The organism is Streptomyces sp. NPDC017890, assembly GCF_044328675.1.
Classification (GTDB): Bacteria; Actinomycetota; Actinomycetes; order Streptomycetales; family Streptomycetaceae; genus Streptomyces.
This window is the reverse complement of record NZ_JBIRHU010000025.1, coordinates 96665-117280: the sequence shown is the minus strand read 5'-3', so window position 1 is coordinate 117280 and position 20616 is coordinate 96665. Positions and strand designations below refer to the sequence as shown.

The following is a 20616-nucleotide window of genomic DNA, read 5'->3' as shown; positions in this document are numbered from 1 at the left end:
TTTGTCCCCCCCCCCCCGGCCCCCCGCCCCGCCCCCCCGCCCCCCCGGCCCCCGGGGGGGGGGCCGGGCGGGGGGGGCCCCCGGGGGGCGGGGCCCCCCCCCCCCCCCCCCGGGGGGGGCCCCACCCCACTTCTCAACGGGCTACGTCATTGCCTTGCGGTACGGACGGGCCGGTCGCTGCCCTCGCCTTTTGCTTGTCCAAGGGAACAACACCGGCCGGGTGCAGCCGTCAGGGCTGCGTTCAGGACGGACATGGCATGGTCTTCAGTTTTCCGCGAGACGCGCCAGCGTGCGGTCCCGAATCGCGGGATCGAGCATGTCGGCGTTGATGTAGAAGCGCCGTGCTCCCCCGACGAGGTCGCTCATGCGCCGTTTCATCGCGGAGAAGGCGGCACTGTACCGGTGGATGTCGTTGTCCAGATGTGCGAGCATGTCGTCTTTCAACCCGTAGGTTCCGGGCGCGCAGGCGAAGAGGTCCAAGAAGGAGGTGAAAGACTCCGCGTCGACCTCGTCGAAGCAAGGCGGCCGGCCCGGGTTGTAGTCGATGATGCACAGGTTGCGGACCGTGGCTTCGGTGATCGACGCGCGACCGAAGATCATATCAGGATCGATCCGGTACTCGTCTGCCTCCAGGTGTTTCTCCAGCTCTCCCGAACCGATGAGCTGGTCGAATCCCGGGCCTTTCCTGATGCGCATCGCGGACGGCACGCCGTATACGGTGGCATCGCATGTCAGTACATGCGTGTTGCTCATGAACCGTGCGCCCGCGGCACAAGCCTGGGTGAGGAAGACGGTTTTGCCTCCTTTCTGGCGGCCGAACAGCAGGGTGGCACCCTGCGGCTGGACAAAAGCCGCGGCTTTGAGGTGGAGCAGACCCTGGTCGATGGCGAAGTTGGTGAGCAGACGCTTGGTGAAGTACGGCCAGAGCGTGCGTTCCAGTTCACGGCCGAAGACGAGGATCCGGTTGCCGCGGGTCACCAGATGGGCGGGCGGGCCGAAATGGTGGGTGATGTAGGACCCTCCGCGAAATCGGTCGGCGCGGTATCCCTGGTCCGCGACGGGCTCGATCAGCGCTGGATCGATCGGATCCTCATTCAGGTCCACGAAGACGAGTTCATAGGCGCAGGTCTGCTCGGGACCGGCGAACCGGCTGAAGAAGGCGTACCCGGCGAAGTCCGGGATGTTGCTGGAGACGCGCACCTTGAACACGTTCAGGTCGATCACCCGGGACGACCTGATGGTGTAGTGCTGCCCGAGAGGGTCATCCACCTTTTCGTGTGTGTCCGGTTCGACCGAGGCAGGGTTGATCGGTGACATCACGCTGCTTTACCTTCCAAGCCTTTCACCGGTGGTACCTGTCGCGGCCGTCGCCCGGCCCTCTGCCGGAGAACGCGAGTCGACCGACCAGGCGGACGGGTTCACGTCAGGAATGACGGGTTCGGCTTCCAGGTGCCGCGCGCTCAGTTGGGCTGCCACCGCCGCCCGGTCCCAATGCGACCACTGCAGCCCGTACCTGTCCGTGAAGGCCAGAAGCGACTGCCAGTCCTTGCTGTGGCCGGATCGCACCTGGTGGATCAGCGCGGCGAGTTCCGCACTGTCCGGATGGCCGGGCAGTTGCGCATCCAGCCTGTCCAACGCCGGCTTCCAGAACAGGTCGGATTCCTCGGTGCATGCCTCGACTTCCGCCAGGGCCGCCAGCACCAGTGGCGTGACGTCCTGACGGCTGTCGAGGGCGGCAAGGATTCGCCTCCGCTCCGGCCGATCGAAGAAGACGCCCAGCTCCCTGAGAACGTCGGCGGGTTCGTCCGCGACGTGAACGTAGGTGAGCACCGAAGCCTGGGCCCCTCCCGCGATGTGCCTCAGGTGGTGCGGCTGCCGGTCCTCAGGGCGCGTCGGACCCTTCATTCCGCCCAGTCTGGCGGTGGCCGGCATCCCCGACTCCGCCGTGTCCCGGAGAAGGACGTACAGCGACTCCCCTGTCGGCATGATCATGTCCATCACGTCAATGCGCTCGCGGGTCGCGACGTTCAGCTGGTATCGCCACAGTTCGCGGGTGATATGGCGGTTGAATCGGAACCTGCTCCAGGCAACGGGGACAAAGCCTGCGGCTCGCGCCGCGGCCAGCAGCCTCGCGCCGCCCCGGACAGCCACGGCGTCTGCCTTCAGAACCATGGGGACGACTCGGTGGAACTGCTCGGCCACGTCCCATTCGGTGCCGAGGAGGGCAGTCAGATCGTCCCAGGCGTCTCGGTAGTAGGGGTCACTCGCGAAAATTTCCCGTTTGCGCCCGTCCTGGCTCAGCCATTCCGGCACAACACACGCCTTTTCGGGCTGGCCCACGCTCAATGCCCCTCGTACAGCGTGCCGTCGGCTGCGGCCATCGGCGGTGTGCAACGTCATGAACCAACTGTGATCGTTGGCTGCCCCTGCCTCAAGGCGTTGCCCATTGTCCACCCTGGCGTTACCGGGGCAACACTGAATGCCGCCCCGATCGTCCGCGTCCCCGTCTTGCGTCCCGAGTCCGGAGATGGCTGGCGTTTTCATGGTGGGGTGATGCCCGTCCCGAAGTCGTTGTTGCTGGAATTGTCTGAACCGGGCCGCTGTCGGACAACAGTGTTTTCCACTGACCTTCAATGGGTGATGTCGTCGTGGCGGTGGACGGGGCGGTAGGCGTCGTTGACCTCCACCGGGGCGCCGCCCGCGAGGACGCCGCCGCCGGGGATGTGGATCGTGCCGCGTACGGCGACGGCGGCCGTGCCGTGGCGCGGCACCGGCATGGGCGCCAGCCGCTGCCACCGGTCGCGCACGGTGTCGTACGCCTCGGTCTCGTCGAAGACCGTGTTCGGGTTGTCGCCGTCGTGCCGGCCCTCACCGCCGAAGGTGTAGATCTTCCTCCCCACGGCCGCGGCGGCGATGCCGCCCCGGGCGGTGGGCATCGGTGCCCGCTCGGACCAGCGGCGGGCACGCGGGTCGAGGGCGTAGACGGTGTCCCGTACGTGCACCTGCCCCCGGTCCCGGCCGCCGAGGACGTAGAACGTCCCGTCGACGACGGCTCCGCCCACATGGTCGCGGGCCTGCGGCAGGCTCGGCAGGCTCTTCCAGCGGCCGGTCACGACGTCGTACGCGGACACCGTGTCCACCGTGTCCTGAAGGCCGCCCGCGCCCGGCACGAGGACACGCATACCGCCGGCGAGGAGGATCCTCGTCCCGTGCACGCCCATCGCGGCGCTCCCCCGCTCGACACCCGCGGGCACGGGGGGAAGCCGGCGCCATCGGCCGGCGCGCGGCGAGTAGACGAAGCTGTCGCGCAGGGCCTGCCACGCGGATCCGCCGGACAGCCCGCCGAGGACGTAGATCCGGCCGTGGACCACCGCCACGTTGGGGTGGTTCATCGCGACGGGCAGCGGTGCCGCGACCGACCAGGTGTCGCGACGCGTGTCGTAGACCTCCACCCGTCCGGTCGTGGTGATGCCGCCGGACGCCTCGGGGACGATGCCACCGATGAGGTAGACCTTGTCGCCGACCGCGGCGACGCTGTGCTCCTGCCGGGGGCCGCTCGCGATCGGCGCGAGCTTCCGCCAGCCCTCGCCGTAGGGCCCCTCCGTCACGGGGGGCGTCTGCCCGGGGGTGGCAGGGTGGTCCGGGTGGGCGTGGGCCTTGACGGCCGGGGACACCGCCAACGCCGCTCCGAGGAGGAGGACTGTCCGCCGCTGCATGAGCAACTCCTTGTCACAGAGCCTGAGATCGGTCGGAAGCCGGTGGCTTCGGTCCGTTCAGTGTTTCTGTGCGTGGCAGGGGCAACCAGGGGATGTCATCCCGGGGGTGGGAGTGACCACCACTCGGCGGAGGGCGTGTCGGTGTCCGGGTGCGGAGCCGACGACGTCCTGGGTGCCGAGAACGGCGACGTCCTGAGTCCCTGCCGACACCACGCGCTGAAGGCCAGGAACGGCGGTCGGGCGGCGCCGGTGCCGGACGCGGGTCTCGCCGCTGCCGTTGTTCCTTCGCTGCCAGCCGGGCCTGCTGCGGAGCGGCCCGGGCGAGGTCGACGCCGGGCAACTCCGGGGCGCCGCCGCTGTCGACCTGCTCGGTGGTGGTGCTCTGCTCGGTCACGTCGGCCTCCTACCAGCTGCCGTAGGTCATCAGCGAGCTGCGGAAGCCGCTCTCGAGCTGGCGGGCGCGGTGCACCAGACGCTCGCCGTAGACGCGCAGCGCCGTCTTCGGGTCCAGGGACGTAATCAGCGCCGTCTCGCCCCGCATCAGCTCGCCCGCGGCGGTGGCGCGCAGCTCGGCAAGCTCCTGCTCGTCCGGCTCCAGCCCGGCCGCCTGGTCGCCGGCGACGTGGTCCTGGTCCTGGCGGCGGCCGCCGCCGGCCGCCTTCCTGATGTCGGCGAACGCGGCCTTCACCTTGCGCTGGACCGCGCGGCTGGTCGGGGCGTCCCAATCGCCCTCGTACCGCTCGGTGCGGGCGCGGGCCTGCTCGATGCGGTGGCGGCGGGCAGCTTCCTGGGCATCGCGCCACCGCTCGACCGCGTCGGCCCGCTTGGCGGGGGTGTCGAGGACCGTCTCCGCACCGGCCAGCAGCACGGCGAGCAAACCGGAGCCACGGCGAACCCGGGCCGCCTCGCCGCGCAGGTGCAGCCAGCCCTTCACGTCGGTCACGGTCCATCCGGCATCGGCCACGTTCCGGGCCACCCAGGCGATCCGGGGCACCGAGCAGCCACGCAGCCAATCCAGCTCCCGGGTGAGTTCGCGGGCCAGCTGAAAGCGGCGGCCCACGGTGTTGAGCTTCCGGCGGCCGTCGGCCTCGGCGCGTGGCTTCTTCGGGGTGGACTTGCCGGCCCCGCTCGCGAGCTTGCTCTCAGGGGGGGAGCAAGTACCACCGGCGGAGGAAGAAATTGAGGTACCGGCCTGCATTGGGGTGCAACGGACCTCATCCGAAATGGCCGTCACCACCCTCTGCCCAGCGCCCCTGCAGGCACCCTTCCTCGGCATCTTCGGGGATGTCTTCGGCCGGGGCCGGCGGACCTTCCGCGACGCCTTCTTCGCCAGCTTCGCGATCAGCTTCCGGCCCGCCTCCGCGACCCCGGTCATCACGCGCGTGTACTCCGGGGCCTCTTCGTCGCGCAGCACTGTGCGGATCCCCAGCGCGATGTCGAACTCCGGCGGGATCATCAGCGCGAACTCGCTGGCCTGCGCGGACTCCCCGCGCACTCGGGTGCCCCGGACGATGTAGGCGAGCAGCCCGGCCTCCCTCATCATCGCCAGGTGATACTCCACCGACCGCTCGGACAGACCTGTGCGGCGTACCAGGTACTTGATTCCTGGGCGGCACGGTGACAACTGCGCAAGCTGCTGGGCGATGCGCACGGTCGTCGCTCCGAAGGAACGCGGGCCGTGCGACCGGTGCCGCCGCGGCTGGTACAGCCCGGACCCGGCGAGCCAGTGCACTGCCTGCATCCACGAGTAGCCCTCGCTCGCGATCCGGCCCGACGACGTCGACAACCACTGCGACGCCTCCGGCACGAACAGCACAGGCGGCACGGCGACTGCGCCGGTATCACCGGCCGCCGAGCGCGGAACGGGCACCATCACGGCGGCCGGTGCCGCCACAGCATTCACCGGCCCAGCCAGACGAAAGTCAGAACGAGATCATCCATGGACAGATGCCGATCGCCCGTGCATGTCCTCAGCGCTCCCGCCGGGTGGCTGGAAACCTTTGTTGGCGTACCGTCAGGCGGAACGACGCGCTCGCAGGCGAGAGTCGCGAGGCAGCCCGGTAATGGCGCGTCCGGAAACTCCACACCTGCCACAGGTTCGAGAACCGAAATCGCGTGCGGCGTGGCACGTCCGCGCAGGTACCTCCCGGAAGACGCGGCGCTCATGTCGGTGGTGCCGGGGTACGGCGTGATGTCAGCCACGTCCGCACGGCCATATGGCTGCTCTGCGTGGTATGTCAGGCGTGTACGGGCGTACCGGAACTGGCGGTTGGCGGAAAGACCATGCACAATGAATCCTGTCGAGGGGCTCGCGCCTCACGGCACAACGAAGCCCCCTGGTGGCGCTTCGGGTTCCTGTCACAGAACCGAGATCCGAACCGTCCGACCGGCTCCTACCGGGCGGACAATCCTTCGGAGGGGTCTTCCAAACTCCTCCGGTGGCAGTGGGTGCTGAACCGGGGTGACTTGCGATCACCGTGGTTCAACGACCCGGGGCGGCACAAAGGCCCGTACGAGTGCCGCCCCGATGACTACGTCATTCCGGCCCCCTCACCAGAGCGGCGGACCGGGGCATGTACCGGCAGCACGAACACCCCGTCGACGGGCGAGCAACCGGTACGGCTGCTGACCCCACGGCGGGGTGTGGTGTGTCGAGTGACGGGTACGAGTACTCTGAGCACGTCGGCACCTTCCTTTCGGCAAAAAGGGTGCACGGCAGGCTACGGGGCCTCTCCTACAAGGTCCCTCGGCCATGTGGCCCCTCCCGCCTTGCCAAAGACGGTCGATGGGGCCACTCCTTTCTTTGGAGACGCTTCGGATCACTCTATCGTTCCCCGACACTCCATTTGCCGCAGTGACCGTGTGTACTGAACAGCCTCTTCGGGCACGCCGGCATCCCGAATTCGTGTGACCGAGCCTCAGCCCCGGTGCGAAGAGGGGCTCCTGCTGCTCAGCACCCGGTGCATGGACGCCGCCCCCAACTGCGGGAGGATTCCCCGTGCGTGACGAGAGCCCGGCGCTGATGCGGTCGCGGTCGATCCGATGCCCAGGAGACCGGCGGACAGTGCTCCTGCGTCGATCGGAGTGGTCACACGCCGAACACGGTTGCGCTGATGCTTCATCAAACCCTCACGGTCGTGACGGTGTCTCCGGACTCCGAAGCTACGGATCCGGCAGCCCGGAATCGTCACCCGGCAGTGGACACTTTTCCGTAGCTCGCACGGGGGACGGGCTCAGGGCTTCGGTGTAGTCGGCCCCGACCTTTTTGGTCTTGTGAGGCCGAGAGGAGTGAGGGAGCGGGTTCAGTCCCGGACTGTCCGTCGGAGGCCGGCGGCGAGGTTGCGGATGCCGGCGCGGCGGAGGCTCCGATCGCGAGGTTTCTGCAGGTCGCCATCGCCCAGGGTGGATCCCCGGTCCGAGCCGCAGTCGTACGGGAGGTGAACCTTGGCAGCACTGTCCGGCACGGATCATGGCCCACAGGGCGTTGGGGCGTCGGCGGGCGAGTGCGAGCAGGGACTGCTTGTGTCCCTTTCCCTCGCTGCGCTTGCGCTGGTAGTAGGTCGATCGAGAGGACCGCGTATCCGGCGCTTCAAGCGGCTGATCACCGCGCATGAGCTGCATCTGTTCTTCGCGCCGAGCCGCGAGGAGGTCGAGTGGGCCGCGGCTCGCACCGACTGCGACGAGCATGTGCTGGCCCAGTTGGCGTTGAAGTCGTACCAGCGCACACCTCCGAGCTGAAGCCGACCACCGTGCACGCCGACACCCAGGGCCAGTCCTTCCCCGTCTTCGCGCTCGCGCACCTGCTCGGCTTCGATCTGATGCCCCGCATCAGGAACTGGCAGGACCTCGTTTTCTACCGGCCCACCAAACAGACCGAGTACGTCCACATCGACGCCCTGTTCGGCGAGAGCGGCCGCAACGTCATCGCCTTCGACTTCGACCTGATCGAGTCCCAGTTCCGGCACCTGATGCGGGTGGCGATCTCGGTGCGGGAGTGGATCGGCTTCGGCAACGGCGGCGTCATCACCGACAACGACCTCGTCGAGCAGGAGAAGACCGCGAAGTTCAACGCGTTGTTGACCAACGCGGTCATCTTCCACAATGCCCTGGACATCGCCGAGATCGTGCGCCGACTCCAGGAAGAGGGCCACGTCATCGCCCCGGAAGACCTCGCCCACATCTCGCCGTGTCTGACCGAGCACATCCGCCGCTTCGGTGAGTACTCCACCCACGAACTTGTCCTGGAGCCCGAGGCGTACGACCCGCACCTGGACGTCGACTTCAGCTGCGTGACGACGGTCCGCCCGCCACGGACGGCTTCGGCCAGGCGGCATGATCAGGAGAAGCCGGGCGGCAACGCGTCGGGGATGCCGGCGATGTCGTCGGTGACGAACTTCGCCGACAGCAGCCGCGCTGCCGGGCGCGCAGCGCTGATGCCGAGGGTGGCCGCGGCCCGGCCTACGCCGCGCAGAACTCGTTGCCTTCCGGGTCCTGCATGATCCACCAGTGCCCGGCAGGCCCCTTGTCGACCTCGCGGACGCGGGTTGCCCCCAGCCCTTCCAGGCGGTCCACCAGCTTGTCGAGGCCGCCGGGCTCGCTGTGGACGTCGAGGTGCAGGCGGTTCTTGCCCGCCTTGCCCTCGGGTGCGTCCTGGAAGAGCAGCCGCCGACCGCGGCCGACACCATTCATCTCGTCGAACGGGTCCTCGGGGTGGCGGATCGCGGCGTAACCGCGGAAGGTCTTGCGGCCGCGATGCTCGATGACCGCCTCTTCGCCGATGTGGCCGGCGGCCGGCAGCTGCTCGATGAGAGGGCTGGGGTCTTCCACCTCGTACTCCAGGGCCTCGGCCCAGAAGTCCGCGAGGGCTGACGCGTTCGTGCTGTCGATGACCAACTTCCAACTCAATGCCATGTAACCGGTTATATTGGTTACATGGACTCCTCCGCAAGCAAGGGGATGACGCTGCGCTCCCAGGCCGGCGTCGCCTACCGGTTCGACCCCGGCGCGCTGTGCCTGGAACTGCTGGTCACCGGCGGCCCCGGCCCCTATCGGCGGTACGAGGTCCTGCACGAGCCCGCCGACCTCGCCGTCTGGGCGGAGCGGTCGCGATTGACACCGGCGCCCGTGCTGGAGATCTCCGAAGCCGAGGTGGCCGACATGCGAAGGCTGCGCGACGCACTGTTCCGTGTGGTCATCGCTCACACACGCGGCGAGCCGCACCCGCCCGGCGACCTGGAGGTCATCAACGAGGCGGCCGCCCGCCCTGCCCTGGCTCCCGCCATCGCTCCGACCGGGAAGCGGCAGTGGGCCGGAACCCCCGACGGCACGCACCTGGCGGCCACCGTCGCCCGGGACGCGGTCGAGTTGCTGACCGGTCCCTTCGCGCACCGCATCCGCACCTGTGCCGCCGAGGACTGCCACCTCGTCTACGTCGACACCTCCCGCCCCGGCCGCCGCCGCTGGTGCTCCATGGAGCACTGCGGCAACCGCCACAAGGTCAGGGCGCTGCGCGCCCGCCACTCCGAGGAAGGATGACCACCATGCCCACAGGACTCACCAAGGACGCCGGCTGGCAGATCGGCGTATCCCGCACGCTGCCCCACCCCGTGCCCATCGTCTGGGACTTCATCAGCGGCCCCGAAGGGCTCGCCCTCTGGCTCGGCCCCGGCGCGGTCCTCACCCCGGAACGCGGCGCCCCCTACCGGACGGCCGCAGGCGCGGCGGGTGAGGTGCGCGGCTACCGCCCGGCGGACCGCATCCGCGTCACCCACGGCACCACCACGGTCCAGGTCGCCCTCACCCCCGCCGCCGACGGGGCCCGGACGATGCTCCGCTTCCATCAAGAGCACCTGGCGAGCGCCGAAGAGCGCGAACAGCAGCGGACACACTGGCAGCTCATCATGGACCAGGTCGCTGCTGCCCTCGACCGGCAGTGACGGCGGCCCGCGATTCCCGACCAGAGATCAGCGCCTACAGCACCTCGACCACCATCTGCGGCTGCATGCCCGACCTGTCCGCGATCCCCAGCGTGCTTGTCGTGCCAGACCTCTCCGTTCCTACGCTTGCGGAGTCAGAGAGCCACACGGCCTCTGGAGCGTTGAGCCCTCAACTCAGCACGGCGCAGGAGGGCGGCACGATCACGAACCCCCGGACGAAACGCGGACGGGTACGGCATCGGGCCGCGGAGTACTCCCCTCGGCACCGAGCGCGGAGAGGGGGACCGAGCTGACCGGACTCCAAGATCATCCCGTGGCGGGTTTCTGGCGTATCTGGGTCACACCCCTGGTACGCCTTCGAGGCGGGGGGCATGTGGTGATGCTGACCATCGCCGCAAGTGCATCGACCGGAGCAGGCCCCGGTGGCAGCGCCTGGGTCTGCGAAGGTTGCCGCAGTCGCGGAGCCTGGGGGCCAGGCCGGCGAAGCCGGCCAGGCGGTCTGCGCTGCCGAAGGCGTCCATGTCACCGCCGGTCGCGGCGATGAACTCAGCGCCGAGCTTGGCGCCCATGCCGGGCAGGCTGCGGATCATCTCGGCGTACGGATGCTCGCGAGACCTGGCCTCGATCAGGGCATCGAGTTCGGCGATCTCCTCATCGAGGGCTGACACCCCCTTCGCGAGGGACCACCATGGCGGCGGCCATGATGGGGGCGTGGACTACAGCCTTGTCATCGCAGCCGCCCAGGCCGCCGGCCCCTGCCCGGTCGGTGAGGAACCGTCCTGGGGTCGCCGCGTGCACGCCCTGACCGTCGACCTGCACCTGATCGCCCAGCAGGCGGCGCAGGACATCGACCGCCTGGAGAGCGCCTCGCGGTTCGTGGCCTTCCTGGAGAACGTCGAGATCGAGGAGTCCAGCCGCCGGGGCCTGCTGACCCTGCGCTCCCCCGCCGGGGAGACCGAGCACATCCGCACCGAGCAGCAGGAGACCGACCGCGGCCGCGATCTCATCGAGCGGGCCCGCGGCCTGCGGGGCCGGTGGGTGCTGGTCTTCCGGTACAACGAGAAGGCGTCCGCGACCAAGAGCGTGCGCATGCTCGCCCACCTCATGGATCTCGGCGACGGCGCCATCGCCGTGAACCTGGCGAAGAAGATCCTCCTCGACGACGCCGACGGTGCCGTGCCCCGTGCACAGGCCGCGTGGGCGGAGGCGGGCCTGCCGGACTCCGGCGCCGTGTCCGTCGAGCAACTGCAGCGGGCCCGCGCCGAACTGCGGGGTGCGTGAGCAACCCCTGCGGTGTGGTCTCTGCCGGTGACGACCAGGTGATCGGGCGCATCGCGGCGGCGGCCTGCTCGTCGTGCCCATGACGCTTCCCTGCGGGGTGCTGTCCTTCCGTCATGCCGAAGGAGAACGGGGCGGGAAGGCGGGGAACCGTCGGGGGTGCCCGTCCGATGATGCTCAGGCGGATCGGCCGGAGCCGCCGGCGGTCACGTCCGGCTCGCCCGGCGGGGTGATGCCGGCGTCGACCTTCGGGTTCGTGACGCGCGCGTGGACGCGGTCGACGTCGCTCATCGCCCGGCGCCGCTGGTGGGGTCTGGTCGATGCCCAGCACGGCGGCGACGGTGGATCGCGGGCACGGCCTCGGGCGAGGGCTCCCTGAGACCACTCACGTATCACCGGCGCTCCTTCGGCACCCACACACCACTGGCCCAGTGACCGTGCGGCACGTCGAGGACGGCATGGAATTGAGGGCCTGATCACCGGCCCGAGGCAGGAGGCGGTGCTGTGTTGCCCTGCTCCGCCCGGCACGCACGTTGCGGGTCAGCTCTGACCGTTAATTCGACGACAGTCGTAATATGGGTGCGTTGTCGGTATCGCCTCTAGGAGTTGACTGTGGCCCGCCCTCGTACCGCCCCGCGGACAGTGGATCATCCCGACCTTGCCCAGGTGGATCTCCAGCAGGTGATGGAGGCGCTGGTGGACCCGGTGCGCCGGATGGTGGTCTCCCAGCTCGTGCGCAAGGGCGAGGACATGAGCTGTGGCACGTTCGAGGCGCCGGTCTCCATCTCCACGCTCACCCACCACTTCAACGTGCTGCGCGAAGCGGGGGTGATCCGGCAGTACTACGTGGGCGTGACCAAGATGAACACGCTGCGCGCCGACGAGATGGAGGAACGATTCCCCGGCCTGCTCCCGGCTGTGATCGCGGCCTGCGCGGCGGAGGCCGGCTCGGACGTCGACTGAGAGGGTGAGCCGGCCTCGACGTACATAGTTCGATGGTGGTCAAAATTTGACACTCATCGAACCTTGGAGCAAGGTGGAGGAGGAGGCCGGGGCGACACCGGCTTTCCCAGCGCACCGAGCCGCACCAAGGAGCCATGCATGAACCGCGTCGTCCGTTTCCATCAGACCGGCGGACCCGAAGTCCTGCATCTGGAGGAGGCCCCCGTGCCCGAGCCCGGGCCGGGTGAAGTCCTGATCCGGACCCGGGCGCTGGGCCTGAACCGGGCGGAGTCGATGTTCCGGCTCGGCCAGTACGGCACCGATCCCGTCTTCCCCTCCGGCATCGGCTACGAGGCCGCCGGAGTGGTCGAGGCCCTGGGTGACGGCGTGCGCGGCCTGAGCGTGGGTGAGGCGGTCAGCGTGGTCCCGTCCTTCACCATGACCGACTATTCCGTGCACGGGGAGGCGGTTCTCGCCCCCGCCCACGCGGTCGTCGCCCACCCCGAGCGGCTCTCCTTCGAGGAGGCGGCCTCGGTGTGGATGCAGTTCATCACCGCCTACGGCGGCCTGGTCGACCTCGCGGGCGTCCGTCCCGGCGACACCGTCCTGATCTCCGCGGCCTCCAGCAGCGTCGGCCTCGCCGCCATCCAGGTCGCCCACAAGGCCGGCGCCCGCGCCGTCGCCCTGACCCGCACCGGCGCCAAGCGCCAGCAGCTCCTGGACGCCGGCGCGGACGAGGTCATCGCCACCGCCGAGGAGGACGTCCCCGCCCGGGTGCGGGAGCTGACCGACGGCCAGGGCGCCCGCGTCATCTTCGACCCCGTCGGCGGCACGGCCCTGGCCGACCTCGTCACCGCCGCCGCCCACGAGGCCCACCTCGTCCTCTACGGCGTCCTCGACCGCACCCCCACCCCGCTCAACGTCGGTGAGGTCCTCTTCAAGCACCTCACCATCCGCGGGTTCGAACTCTTCGAGATCACCACCGACGACCGGCGACGCGCCGAAGCGGTCGCCTTCGTGGCCGACGGTCTCGCCAAGGGCGAGCTGACCCCCACCATCGACAAGACGTTCCCGCTGGAGGACATCGCCGAGGCACACCGGTACCTGGAAGCCGGCGGACAGGTCGGCAAGATCGTCGTCACCGTTTCCGGCAACTGATGTCCTCAGCGGGCAGTGTGAGCGTCGTGGACGCCGGCCAGGGTGACCGGGTGTGAGTAGTTGCGGTACAGAAAGTGTCGTTCAGATTGATCATGGTCTGAGCGGCCTGCCGGGCCCTCCTACTGCGTTCGATCCGGGCGAGGTCTACCTGGCCGCGGACGCCCTCCTGGAACGGCCCGTAGTCCACTCGCGGGTCGATCTCGCCGTATCCCCTGCTGCGGATCTTCGGCTCCTCATCCAGACCAGCACCGACTCCTACCGCTTCCAGGCCGTCGCGCGCACCGCACGCAAGGAAGAGACGCGGGAAGTCGTCCCAGTGGCTGGGCACCTCTCCGGCGGCCGCGGACACCATGTCGTCGTGTCGCGCGGGGTGTCGCGCACGACCATCGCGCCGATCCCCGCGACCTGGTCGTTGACGGCGTTGAGCCAGGTCACGCCGCATTTGTAGCCGTAGTACTTGGGTGAAGGCCCGGTGTTGACGCTTCTGACGGGGACGACGAAGCGCAGGCCGTCGGGGAGAAGCGAGCAGACCGCCGCCCCACCTCTGGGCCAGCTCGATCGCGGATTGCGCGCCGATCAGCGCGGCGTTCGCCGCGGCGATGGTGTCGGCGCGCACGTGATTCTGGTCGATGTGCGAAAGCCGCGAGCGGATCAGCGCCTTGTTGTTCGGGTCGATGACCGGGGCCAGCCCGATGTTGCAGCTCTGGAGACGTCACCTGCGCCGCCTTTCCGGGTTGTTCACGCGCTTATGTGGCGGTAGGCAACGACGTTGCCGGGGTCTGGCAGGCGGGCGGTCGTGACCGTGCTGCCGGTCGTGGGGGCGTGTATGACCTGTCCGTTGCCGATGTACAGCGCGACATGGCCGCCGCCGTGGGACAGGACGAGGTCGCCGGGCACCAGGCGCTCCCGGGTGGTGGCACTGCCGGCGTGGATCTGTTGGTAGGTGGTGCGCGGCAGCTTCATCCCGGCCGCCTCCCAGGCCCGCATCACCAGGCCAGAGCAGTCGAAGCCGCGCGGGCCGGTGCCGCCCCAGACGTAGGGCTTGCCCAGCTGGCCCCGGGCGTAGGCGAGGACGGTGCTCGGCGCCGGCTTCCCCGGCTTCCCAGGCTTCCCCGGTTTGGCGGGCTTGTCCGTGGGCTTCGCGCCGGCGGTGGGTTCGGGCTTCACGGTGGGCTTCGCGGTGGACGGCCCGTCCGGCGCGGGTGCGGTCGCCGACGGCTGCGTCGCCTTCGACTGCCGCACGGAGTCGGCCATGGCCGGCCCGGCGGGAACGTCCAGCGTCTTCCCCGCGTAGATCAGCGTCGACGAGCCCAGGTCGTTGAGCCGCTGCAGCACCTTCACACTCGTGCCGTGCGTGCGGGCCAGCTCCCACAGCGTGTCACCGGATCGCAGAACAACCTTCCTGTGCCTGGGCTTGGCGTCCGCCGGGATCTCCTCGACGGGCTCGGCCGGCACCGTGGGCTCCACCGGCGTCACCGGCGCGGGCTCGGGCGTGGCCGGTTCTTCCGGCTGGAGCGTGACCGACGGCCCGCCGTCCGCCGACGACGGTGCCGACGGGCTGTACACGGCCAGCAGCACGCCCGCCAGCAGCGACAGCACGAACGCCACGAACAGCCCCGCCACGCCCCACACGGTGCCGCGGGTTTTCCTCTCGCCCGCGCCGACAGTGCGCGGCTTGCGGTGCGAGGCCGGTGCCGGCCGGGCCCCCTTCTGCGCTGCCCGCCGCTTCCCAGGGGCCTGCCGCGGGAGCGGGGCCAGGGTCTGCTGTGCCATCACAACCTCCTTCGCGGGACCGCGGTTTCGCGGCCCGGTAAGGAGGCTGATTCGCCGTGTCGGTGTCCCGCTAGCTCTCCGGGCGTCCGGGACAGTCCCGGCCGGCCCGGCCTGTGCAGCACCCCGGTGAGGGGGCGGCGTCCCGGTCCTGGACACCTGCTGTGACCAGCACAGACAACCCGGGACTGTCCGGGCCGCCGCAACCCGTTGCCCCGTCCTCGACCGCCGGGCAACGCTTCTTGCACCGCCCCGCACCGCCCGGTCGGCGCCTCGCTGTGGCGCTTCCTGAGGCGGGTGCCGGGCCCGCCCTGCCGACGCTCACCCGTCTCGCACGGACCAGCGGCAGGAGCGCTCTCTCCCCGGTGTCGTCGCCCGCCATGCGGCACGGCACCGAACCATCCATCAGCGTCACAAGGAGCATCCAGCATGCGCAGTACACGCGTACCCAGGGCCCGCACGCTGGCGGTCGCCGCCGTCGCCACGGGCCTGCTGGCCGGCGGTATCACCGCCACCACCACCGACCTCTTCCGTGAAGAGACCCGCGCCTCGCAGTCGGCCGACACGATCACCAACGCGTCGGCGACCCGGGACAACCCGATCTGCGTGCTCGGCCGGGAAGTACGGAACGTCAAGTTCGTCAAAACGGTCAAGGTCTGGCCCAACGAACCCGGCTACGTGATCGCCGGATGGGGACCGGGGCAGCTGAGGATCGACTACAAGGTGGAGACCGCCAACAAGGTCAGTGGCACTCTTGGCCTGTCCGAGGGTGCCATCAGCGCCGCGGTCGGCTTCGATGTCACCGAAACCATCGGCAAGAACTTCGGATACACGGCCCACCTGAAGAAGCACGCGCACTACAAGCTGCGCGCGGGCGTCGTCTACAAGCAGTACCAGTTCGATGTATACGAGAAGCGCGGCCGGTACCACTGGATCAGGCCGACCGCGGCCCGCTGCTACCCGACCTCGGGAGCCGGCGCCTGGGTGAAAATCGGCACCGAGACCGCCACCGGGTTCTGGACCACCGACCACCGGCTGACCAAGGGCCGGATGGCTCGCTGATCCTGGGGCTCAGCGTTCTGGCTCCCGGTAAGCCTCTCCGGGAGCCAGAACCGTGCCCTCCTCGCCCCCTACAGCACTTCATCGCTTTCGCAGGTCACGGCCGCACGTCCGAAGGGCTGAGCTGAAACGGATACGTCCCGGGGCCCGGCCGGCCGGGCCCCGGGTGAGAGGGTTCGCGGTATCCGGGGCATGGAGAGTTGATCATCTGTCCACGCAAGAACGTCAACGGCGACGCCGGGCGCGCTTCTCGGCGCGTCCCCTGGCCAGGGCTGTCCGGTACGTCTCCCCTTTGCTCGACCGGGTCAGGGGCATGTCGAGACGGCGGCGGTTCTCGATGGCGGTCTCCCATAGATAACAGCAAGAAGCAGGAGCAACTTCCGCGGGGCCAGGAGCCCCGCCTCCGGGTCGCCTGAGGGTCGTACAAGGACCGTACCGGGCCTTTCCGGACCGTCTTGGTCCAACACGGACCGAAACGAGACCCGCAGTCGGCCGGGAGGAGGGGGACCTCGCTTCTTGCTGTTATCTAGTATGGCGGGACTGGATTCCGTACCCTGTCGGCATGCCGAACCCGCGCACCGCCGACGCCCTCGCCGCGATCGGCACCTTCATGCAGGCCCAGCAGAACGCCGGGTACGCCGACCAGACCGTCCGGCTGCGCGGCACCCTCCTCGCCGAGTACCTGGAGCACGTCCTCAACGCGGAGAAGACCGCGGCCCTCACCGCCGAAGAACTCGTCCAGCGCGAGCGCGCCGACTCCTGGCTCGACGCAGCCGACGCCGGTGAGACCCGCCGCCGCAACACCCTCACCGGCCCGGACGCCGCCGCGGCGTACGACTCCCAACGCGCCCGCATCCAGACGTACAACGCCTTCGTCGACTACCTCTCCCTCTCCGGCCTGCACCGGCCCTACCCAGCCTCCGGGCACGGCGACCGCCTGGAGCCGGAACAGGCCTACAAGCTGCTGCGCACCCTCGCCGTACGACGGCCCACCGGCGCCAACGCCGCCACCGCCATCCGCACCGCAGCCGTGGCCGCCCTCGTCGCCGCCACCGGCCGCACCGTGCCCCAGCTCCACCAGCTCGACGTCACCGACATCGACCTGGAGAGCCGCCCCGTCCCCGTCGTGACCGTCGCCGACTTCGGCCACCCCCTCGACAAGCACACCGTGGAGATCCTGCGCCGCTGGCTCGACGTCCGCGCCGGCATCACCGCAGCCCTGGAAGGCAGCGACCCGGGCTACCTGTGGATCCCGACGAAGCCCGGCCGCGAACGCGCCGGCGTACAGCCACCCAAGCCCGGCCTGACCCGGGCCGCCGTGCGCACCCTGCACGCCGCCCACCGCTCCCTCGTCCTGCAGGTGATCGGGGTGCCCCTGCGCCCGTACGCGCTGCTCCCCCGCCGATGACGCTGCTACCGTCGCGCCCATGACGGAGCTGTTCACCGACGCCGACATGGAGCGCATCGCCGCGGCGGCCGCACGCGACGGATGCGACCCCGCCGAGTGGCTGCGCCAGGTCGTACGGGCGCGGCTGGACGCCGAGGACCTCGAGCACGCGCTCGTCGGCGCGCACTTCACCGTCGCCGCCCGCGCGGCCGCCGGCGAGTAGCAGCCCCGCAACGATCACGTCCAGCTTCTGCAGCCGTTCAGCAACAGCCCCTCCCCCACCGGTCGGCGCCGCATGGCCGTTCTCGCGGACGAGCAGCCGGCCCCAGGCGTGGCGGCCGCGGCGCTCGCGTTGGCGCCCGAGGTACACCAAGCCGTCGACGAGGCAGTGCGCGGGCTGAACCCCCGGGTCACTGAGGAGGCGCAGGCCCGTAGCCGCCGCGCCCAAGGCCAGGGCTTGATCAAGTTCCCTGAAGGCGGGGTTGTTGGTGATGACCAGGAGTGGGAGTGCTCGTTCGGGCTGGTCGCGGGTCGCCCGGGTGCTCTTGGTGATGTTGTCGGCTCCGAGGGCCGTGTGCCGAGCCGCTCGGCCCTGTGGGTGTGGGCGGCTCGGCAAAGCGCGCTACCGGTCAGGTGCCGCGCCGATCCTGCTCGAAGAAGGAGCCCTCCTTCCGCCTCTCGTAGGCGGGTTCGGCTCGCGCCATCCACGCGTCCACGTCGGCCGCCATCGAAGGGAACCTCTCCTTCATGGGCTCTGCCAGATCGGAGATCTCCTCCCAGGAGTCGGCCAGGTACGTCTCGTTCTCCAAGCCGATCGCGACAGCCACCCGGAACTGGTCGTCCGACGTCAGCCACCGCTTCGCCACCTCGATCACGGCTGCCACGTCGTCGGGACGGAGGATCCACGACATGGACAGGAGTTGTTCGGAGATGTAGCCCGGGACGACGTCGGGTGCCCTGCGATCGACCAGGAAATCCATAACGTCTTCCACCTGCATGGATCACAACCTCCGATACACGCGGTATTCATAGGCGGTCTGGTCAGGATCGATCGCCCCGCCGTGGGCCAGGGCTTGATCAGCACACCACAACCTCCACCGGCCACGGCCGCCGCGAGTCCCGCTCGATCAAGACCTGCGGCATCGCCGACCACCTCGGCGGAATCGCCTTCCCCTACGCCCGCCTGGCCATCCGCGTCCACCGTCGCCGCCGGCAGACCGGCCGACGCGAGAGCCGCGAGACCGTCTACGCCGTCACCAGCCTCGACGCCCACGAGACCACCCCAGCCGAACTCGCCACCGCGATCCGCGGCCACTGGGCAGTGGAGGCCCTGCACCACGTCACAGACGTAGCCTTCGCCGAGGATGCCTCCACCATTCACACTGGCACCACACCTCGCCATGGCCACCCTCCGCAACCTGTCCATCGGCCTGCTGAGAACCCTCGGAGCTGACAACATCGCCAAGACCACCCGGAGCGGCAGACAGGTCGACCTGTCGTCGCACCGTGCAATTCAAGGTGGGCTGGCTGAACGGCCGTCAGGTCGCTAAGCGGAATGCGCTCGCTACCTTGACGGAAATCGCTCCTTGACGAACCGAAACTTGCTGCGTTCCGACCGGACGACGACGGCCAGGATCCGGCACGTTGCGAGGCGTGCGCACCTACGCGCCGGTATTCCAGTTGGGCATTGGGTGCCCGGTTAGCTGCGGAAACAGGCGAATGGCAGATGCATCCGCGATGCGTCGATGCGCCTTCGACCTGACGCGGAACTCACCTGACCCTGCCTCACAGACTGTGATTTATATGATTATCAGTCTGGTTTTCTTGCTCCATTTCGGGCAACCGACCCTTGTGGTTTTCTAGATCTCACTGCGGCACGACCGCCGTCGGCGGTACCCCATCTCGAGTACCCGGGTCCTGAGATGAGGGACGAGGCCCTGGCCTTCTACCAGGAACGTGGAGAGGAGAAGCCGCAAATGCGTGAGAAGAAGGGGTGGCGCAAGGTCCGAGCGGGTTGCGTCACCGTGGCGGGTGTCATGGCGGCCATCTACTGGACACTGCGGACCGTGCAGGCCGGAATCGACTTGTACGGGGCCGCCGGCCCCTGGGCGTGACGGCCCAGGAAGCCGATGGTTAGCCGAAGCGGCGGGCCCGGAGGTTGAGCGGGGAAGAGTGCGTGCCGCGTGCTGCTTGCGTCGCGCGCTGGCCCACCGCGAGACGTTGAGCAGACCGGCGTTGGGAACATCGGTACAGCCGTTGGCGCCGAGAACGATCATGGTTCGATCGGCGCGAGCGTGCTGACGCGGTTCTCGTACTCGCGGCGGGCCTTGCGCTGGGCTGGAACAGCCGGGACGCCCTGGCCGCCGTCGAGCGGCTGGCAGCGTCAAACGATCGTTTGACGACAGGACCGTCGTGGTGAGCGTGGCCAGGGCCGGCCGGGGAGCATCAGTCCCGCGAGTGTGGTGCGAGGGTCTGGGACGTGGCTGCCCAGGAGGCGAGGAGGCGCAGGCCCTCCTCGGAGGCCGAGCCGGGTTCGGCGGTGTAGATGGTGAGTGTGAGACCCGGGGCGGCGGCCATCTCCAGGCCCTCGTAGGCGAGGGTGAGGTCGCCGACGGTGTGGTGGTGGAAACGCTTGGTGCCGGTGCCGTGGTGGCGGACGTTGTGGGCGCCCCAGCGGGTGCGGAAGTCGTCGCTGCGGGTGGACAGCTCACCGACGAGGTCGTGCAGGCCCTTGTCGTGGGGGCTGCGGCCGGCTTCGGTGCGCAAGATGGCCACGGCAATGTCAGCGGCCTGCTCCCAGTCGGGGTAGAAACGGCGTGAGGCGGGGTCGAGGAACTGGAAGCGGGCCAGGTTCGCCTGGTTGCCGGCCGAGGCGTAGACGTCGGCATAGAAAGCGCGGGCGAGCTCATTGGCGGCGAGCAGGTCCATGCGGCCGTTGCGCACGAAGGCGGGGCCGGCGGTGACGGCGTCCAGGACCCACTGCAGGCTCCGGTGCGCCTTCCACTGCGCGGTGCGGCGCCGGGGGCGGGTGAGGGCGTCGGAGCCGTCGGCGGCGTGAGCGAGGTTCAGCAGGTGAGCGCGCTCGGCGTCGTCGAGCTGGAGCGCACGGGCGACGGCTTCGAGGACGGCCGGGGAGGCGCCGGCGAGGTTGCCGCGCTCCAGCTTGGCGTAGTACTCCACGCTCACATCGGCGAGCGCGGCGACCTCGCTGCGGCGCAGACCCGGCACCCGTCGGCGGCTCCCGGAGGGCAGGCCGGCCCGCTCTGGAGTGATCTTGGCTCGCCGCGAGGTCAGGAACTCGCGGACCTCTGCTCGGTTGTCCACGCCTTCGACGGTACGTCCCGCCTGCGCCCATAGGGATGTACTGGCG

Annotated in this window: 20 protein-coding genes and 2 pseudogenes; 12 read left to right on the top strand and 10 right to left on the bottom strand. The window is 69.5% G+C overall.

Going from position 1 to position 20616, the window contains the following annotated elements; all coding sequences use genetic code 11:
- Positions 1 to 264 precede the first annotated feature (264 nt).
- The 4 genes from ACH4F2_RS29215 to ACH4F2_RS29200 all read right to left on the bottom strand — a co-directional run bounded on the left by ACH4F2_RS29215 (position 265) and on the right by ACH4F2_RS29200 (position 5610).
- Positions 265 to 1317: a FomB family phosphonate monophosphate kinase gene (locus ACH4F2_RS29215; RefSeq protein WP_398135746.1), complete on the bottom strand. Its 1053-nt coding sequence runs from the start codon at positions 1315 to 1317 to the stop codon at positions 265 to 267.
- 9 nt (positions 1318 to 1326) lie between these two features.
- The gene (locus ACH4F2_RS29210) at positions 1327 to 2400 is read right to left on the bottom strand and encodes a hypothetical protein (RefSeq protein ID WP_398135739.1); all 1074 of its coding nucleotides are present in this window, start codon (positions 2398 to 2400) and stop codon (positions 1327 to 1329) included.
- Between the two features lie 230 nt (positions 2401 to 2630).
- Complete coding sequence (locus ACH4F2_RS29205) at positions 2631 to 3716, bottom strand: Kelch repeat-containing protein (protein WP_398135738.1); 1086 nt, start codon at positions 3714 to 3716, stop codon at positions 2631 to 2633.
- A gap of 403 nt (positions 3717 to 4119) precedes the next feature.
- Positions 4120 to 5610, bottom strand: a complete 1491-nt coding sequence (locus ACH4F2_RS29200; RefSeq protein ID WP_398135737.1) for a winged helix-turn-helix domain-containing protein — start codon at positions 5608 to 5610, stop codon at positions 4120 to 4122.
- Between the two features lie 1550 nt (positions 5611 to 7160).
- Between ACH4F2_RS29200 and ACH4F2_RS29195 the strand changes: the two genes are divergently transcribed.
- Positions 7161 to 7454, top strand: a complete 294-nt coding sequence (locus ACH4F2_RS29195) for a hypothetical protein (RefSeq protein ID WP_398135736.1) — start codon at positions 7161 to 7163, stop codon at positions 7452 to 7454.
- 11 nt (positions 7455 to 7465) lie between these two features.
- Complete coding sequence (locus ACH4F2_RS29190) at positions 7466 to 8215, top strand: Tn3 family transposase (protein ID WP_398135735.1); 750 nt, start codon at positions 7466 to 7468, stop codon at positions 8213 to 8215.
- On the opposite strand, the gene ACH4F2_RS29185 is transcribed toward ACH4F2_RS29190, so the two are convergent.
- A complete protein-coding gene (locus ACH4F2_RS29185) occupies positions 8175 to 8627 on the bottom strand; it encodes a VOC family protein (protein WP_398135734.1) in 453 nt (150 codons plus the stop codon). The genes ACH4F2_RS29190 and ACH4F2_RS29185 overlap by 41 nt on opposite strands.
- Positions 8628 to 8648: 21 nt before the next feature.
- Here ACH4F2_RS29185 and ACH4F2_RS29180 point away from each other — a divergent pair, with 21 nt between their 5' ends.
- Complete coding sequence (locus ACH4F2_RS29180; RefSeq protein ID WP_398135733.1) at positions 8649 to 9251, top strand: CGNR zinc finger domain-containing protein; 603 nt, start codon at positions 8649 to 8651, stop codon at positions 9249 to 9251.
- 5 nt (positions 9252 to 9256) lie between these two features.
- Entirely contained in the window at positions 9257 to 9652 is a 396-nt protein-coding gene (locus ACH4F2_RS29175; RefSeq protein ID WP_398135732.1) for an SRPBCC domain-containing protein, read from the top strand.
- A 342-nt stretch (positions 9653 to 9994) separates the two neighbouring features.
- Here ACH4F2_RS29175 and ACH4F2_RS29170 read toward each other — a convergent pair.
- Positions 9995 to 10332: pseudogene (locus ACH4F2_RS29170) on the bottom strand (transposase); the annotation flags it as partial.
- 31 nt (positions 10333 to 10363) lie between these two features.
- On the opposite strand from ACH4F2_RS29170, the gene ACH4F2_RS29165 reads away from it, so the two are divergent.
- The 4 genes from ACH4F2_RS29165 to ACH4F2_RS29150 all read left to right on the top strand — a co-directional run bounded on the left by ACH4F2_RS29165 (position 10364) and on the right by ACH4F2_RS29150 (position 13478).
- On the top strand, positions 10364 to 10933 hold the full coding sequence (locus tag ACH4F2_RS29165; protein ID WP_398135731.1) for a hypothetical protein: 570 nt from the start codon (positions 10364 to 10366) through the stop codon (positions 10931 to 10933).
- A 681-nt stretch (positions 10934 to 11614) separates the two neighbouring features.
- Positions 11615 to 11893 carry an ArsR/SmtB family transcription factor gene (locus tag ACH4F2_RS29160; protein ID WP_398135745.1) on the top strand — a complete coding sequence of 93 codons (279 nt, stop codon included), beginning with the start codon at positions 11615 to 11617 and terminating at the stop codon, positions 11891 to 11893.
- Between the two features lie 138 nt (positions 11894 to 12031).
- The gene (locus tag ACH4F2_RS29155) at positions 12032 to 13030 is read left to right on the top strand and encodes a zinc-dependent alcohol dehydrogenase family protein (protein WP_398135730.1); all 999 of its coding nucleotides are present in this window, start codon (positions 12032 to 12034) and stop codon (positions 13028 to 13030) included.
- A 52-nt stretch (positions 13031 to 13082) separates the two neighbouring features.
- Positions 13083 to 13478 carry a hypothetical protein gene (locus tag ACH4F2_RS29150; protein WP_398135747.1) on the top strand — a complete coding sequence of 132 codons (396 nt, stop codon included), beginning with the start codon at positions 13083 to 13085 and terminating at the stop codon, positions 13476 to 13478.
- Here ACH4F2_RS29150 and ACH4F2_RS29145 read toward each other — a convergent pair.
- A pseudogene (locus tag ACH4F2_RS29145) lies at positions 13388 to 13736 on the bottom strand (Tn3 family transposase); the annotation flags it as partial. The gene ACH4F2_RS29150 and the pseudogene ACH4F2_RS29145 overlap by 91 nt on opposite strands.
- A gap of 32 nt (positions 13737 to 13768) precedes the next feature.
- On the bottom strand, positions 13769 to 14803 hold the full coding sequence (locus ACH4F2_RS29140; RefSeq protein WP_398135729.1) for an NlpC/P60 family protein: 1035 nt from the start codon (positions 14801 to 14803) through the stop codon (positions 13769 to 13771).
- Between the two features lie 426 nt (positions 14804 to 15229).
- Between ACH4F2_RS29140 and ACH4F2_RS29135 the strand changes: the two genes are divergently transcribed.
- The 3 genes from ACH4F2_RS29135 (at position 15230) to ACH4F2_RS29125 (ending at position 17469) form a co-directional block, all read left to right on the top strand.
- Positions 15230 to 15862 (top strand): hypothetical protein, encoded by a 633-nt coding sequence (locus ACH4F2_RS29135; RefSeq protein WP_398135728.1) that lies wholly within the window; start codon positions 15230 to 15232, stop codon positions 15860 to 15862.
- A 559-nt stretch (positions 15863 to 16421) separates the two neighbouring features.
- Positions 16422 to 17267: a hypothetical protein gene (locus ACH4F2_RS29130; RefSeq protein WP_398135727.1), complete on the top strand. Its 846-nt coding sequence runs from the start codon at positions 16422 to 16424 to the stop codon at positions 17265 to 17267.
- A 19-nt stretch (positions 17268 to 17286) separates the two neighbouring features.
- Positions 17287 to 17469 (top strand): hypothetical protein, encoded by a 183-nt coding sequence (locus ACH4F2_RS29125; RefSeq protein WP_398135726.1) that lies wholly within the window; start codon positions 17287 to 17289, stop codon positions 17467 to 17469.
- A gap of 406 nt (positions 17470 to 17875) precedes the next feature.
- On the opposite strand, the gene ACH4F2_RS29120 is transcribed toward ACH4F2_RS29125, so the two are convergent.
- Positions 17876 to 18244 (bottom strand): hypothetical protein, encoded by a 369-nt coding sequence (locus ACH4F2_RS29120; protein WP_398135725.1) that lies wholly within the window; start codon positions 18242 to 18244, stop codon positions 17876 to 17878.
- A gap of 978 nt (positions 18245 to 19222) precedes the next feature.
- On the opposite strand from ACH4F2_RS29120, the gene ACH4F2_RS29115 reads away from it, so the two are divergent.
- Positions 19223 to 19360 carry a hypothetical protein gene (locus ACH4F2_RS29115; RefSeq protein WP_398135724.1) on the top strand — a complete coding sequence of 46 codons (138 nt, stop codon included), beginning with the start codon at positions 19223 to 19225 and terminating at the stop codon, positions 19358 to 19360.
- 331 nt (positions 19361 to 19691) lie between these two features.
- Here ACH4F2_RS29115 and ACH4F2_RS29110 read toward each other — a convergent pair whose 3' ends face one another.
- On the bottom strand, positions 19692 to 20570 hold the full coding sequence (locus ACH4F2_RS29110) for a helix-turn-helix transcriptional regulator (RefSeq protein WP_398135723.1): 879 nt from the start codon (positions 20568 to 20570) through the stop codon (positions 19692 to 19694).
- Positions 20571 to 20616: the final 46 nt, after the last annotated feature.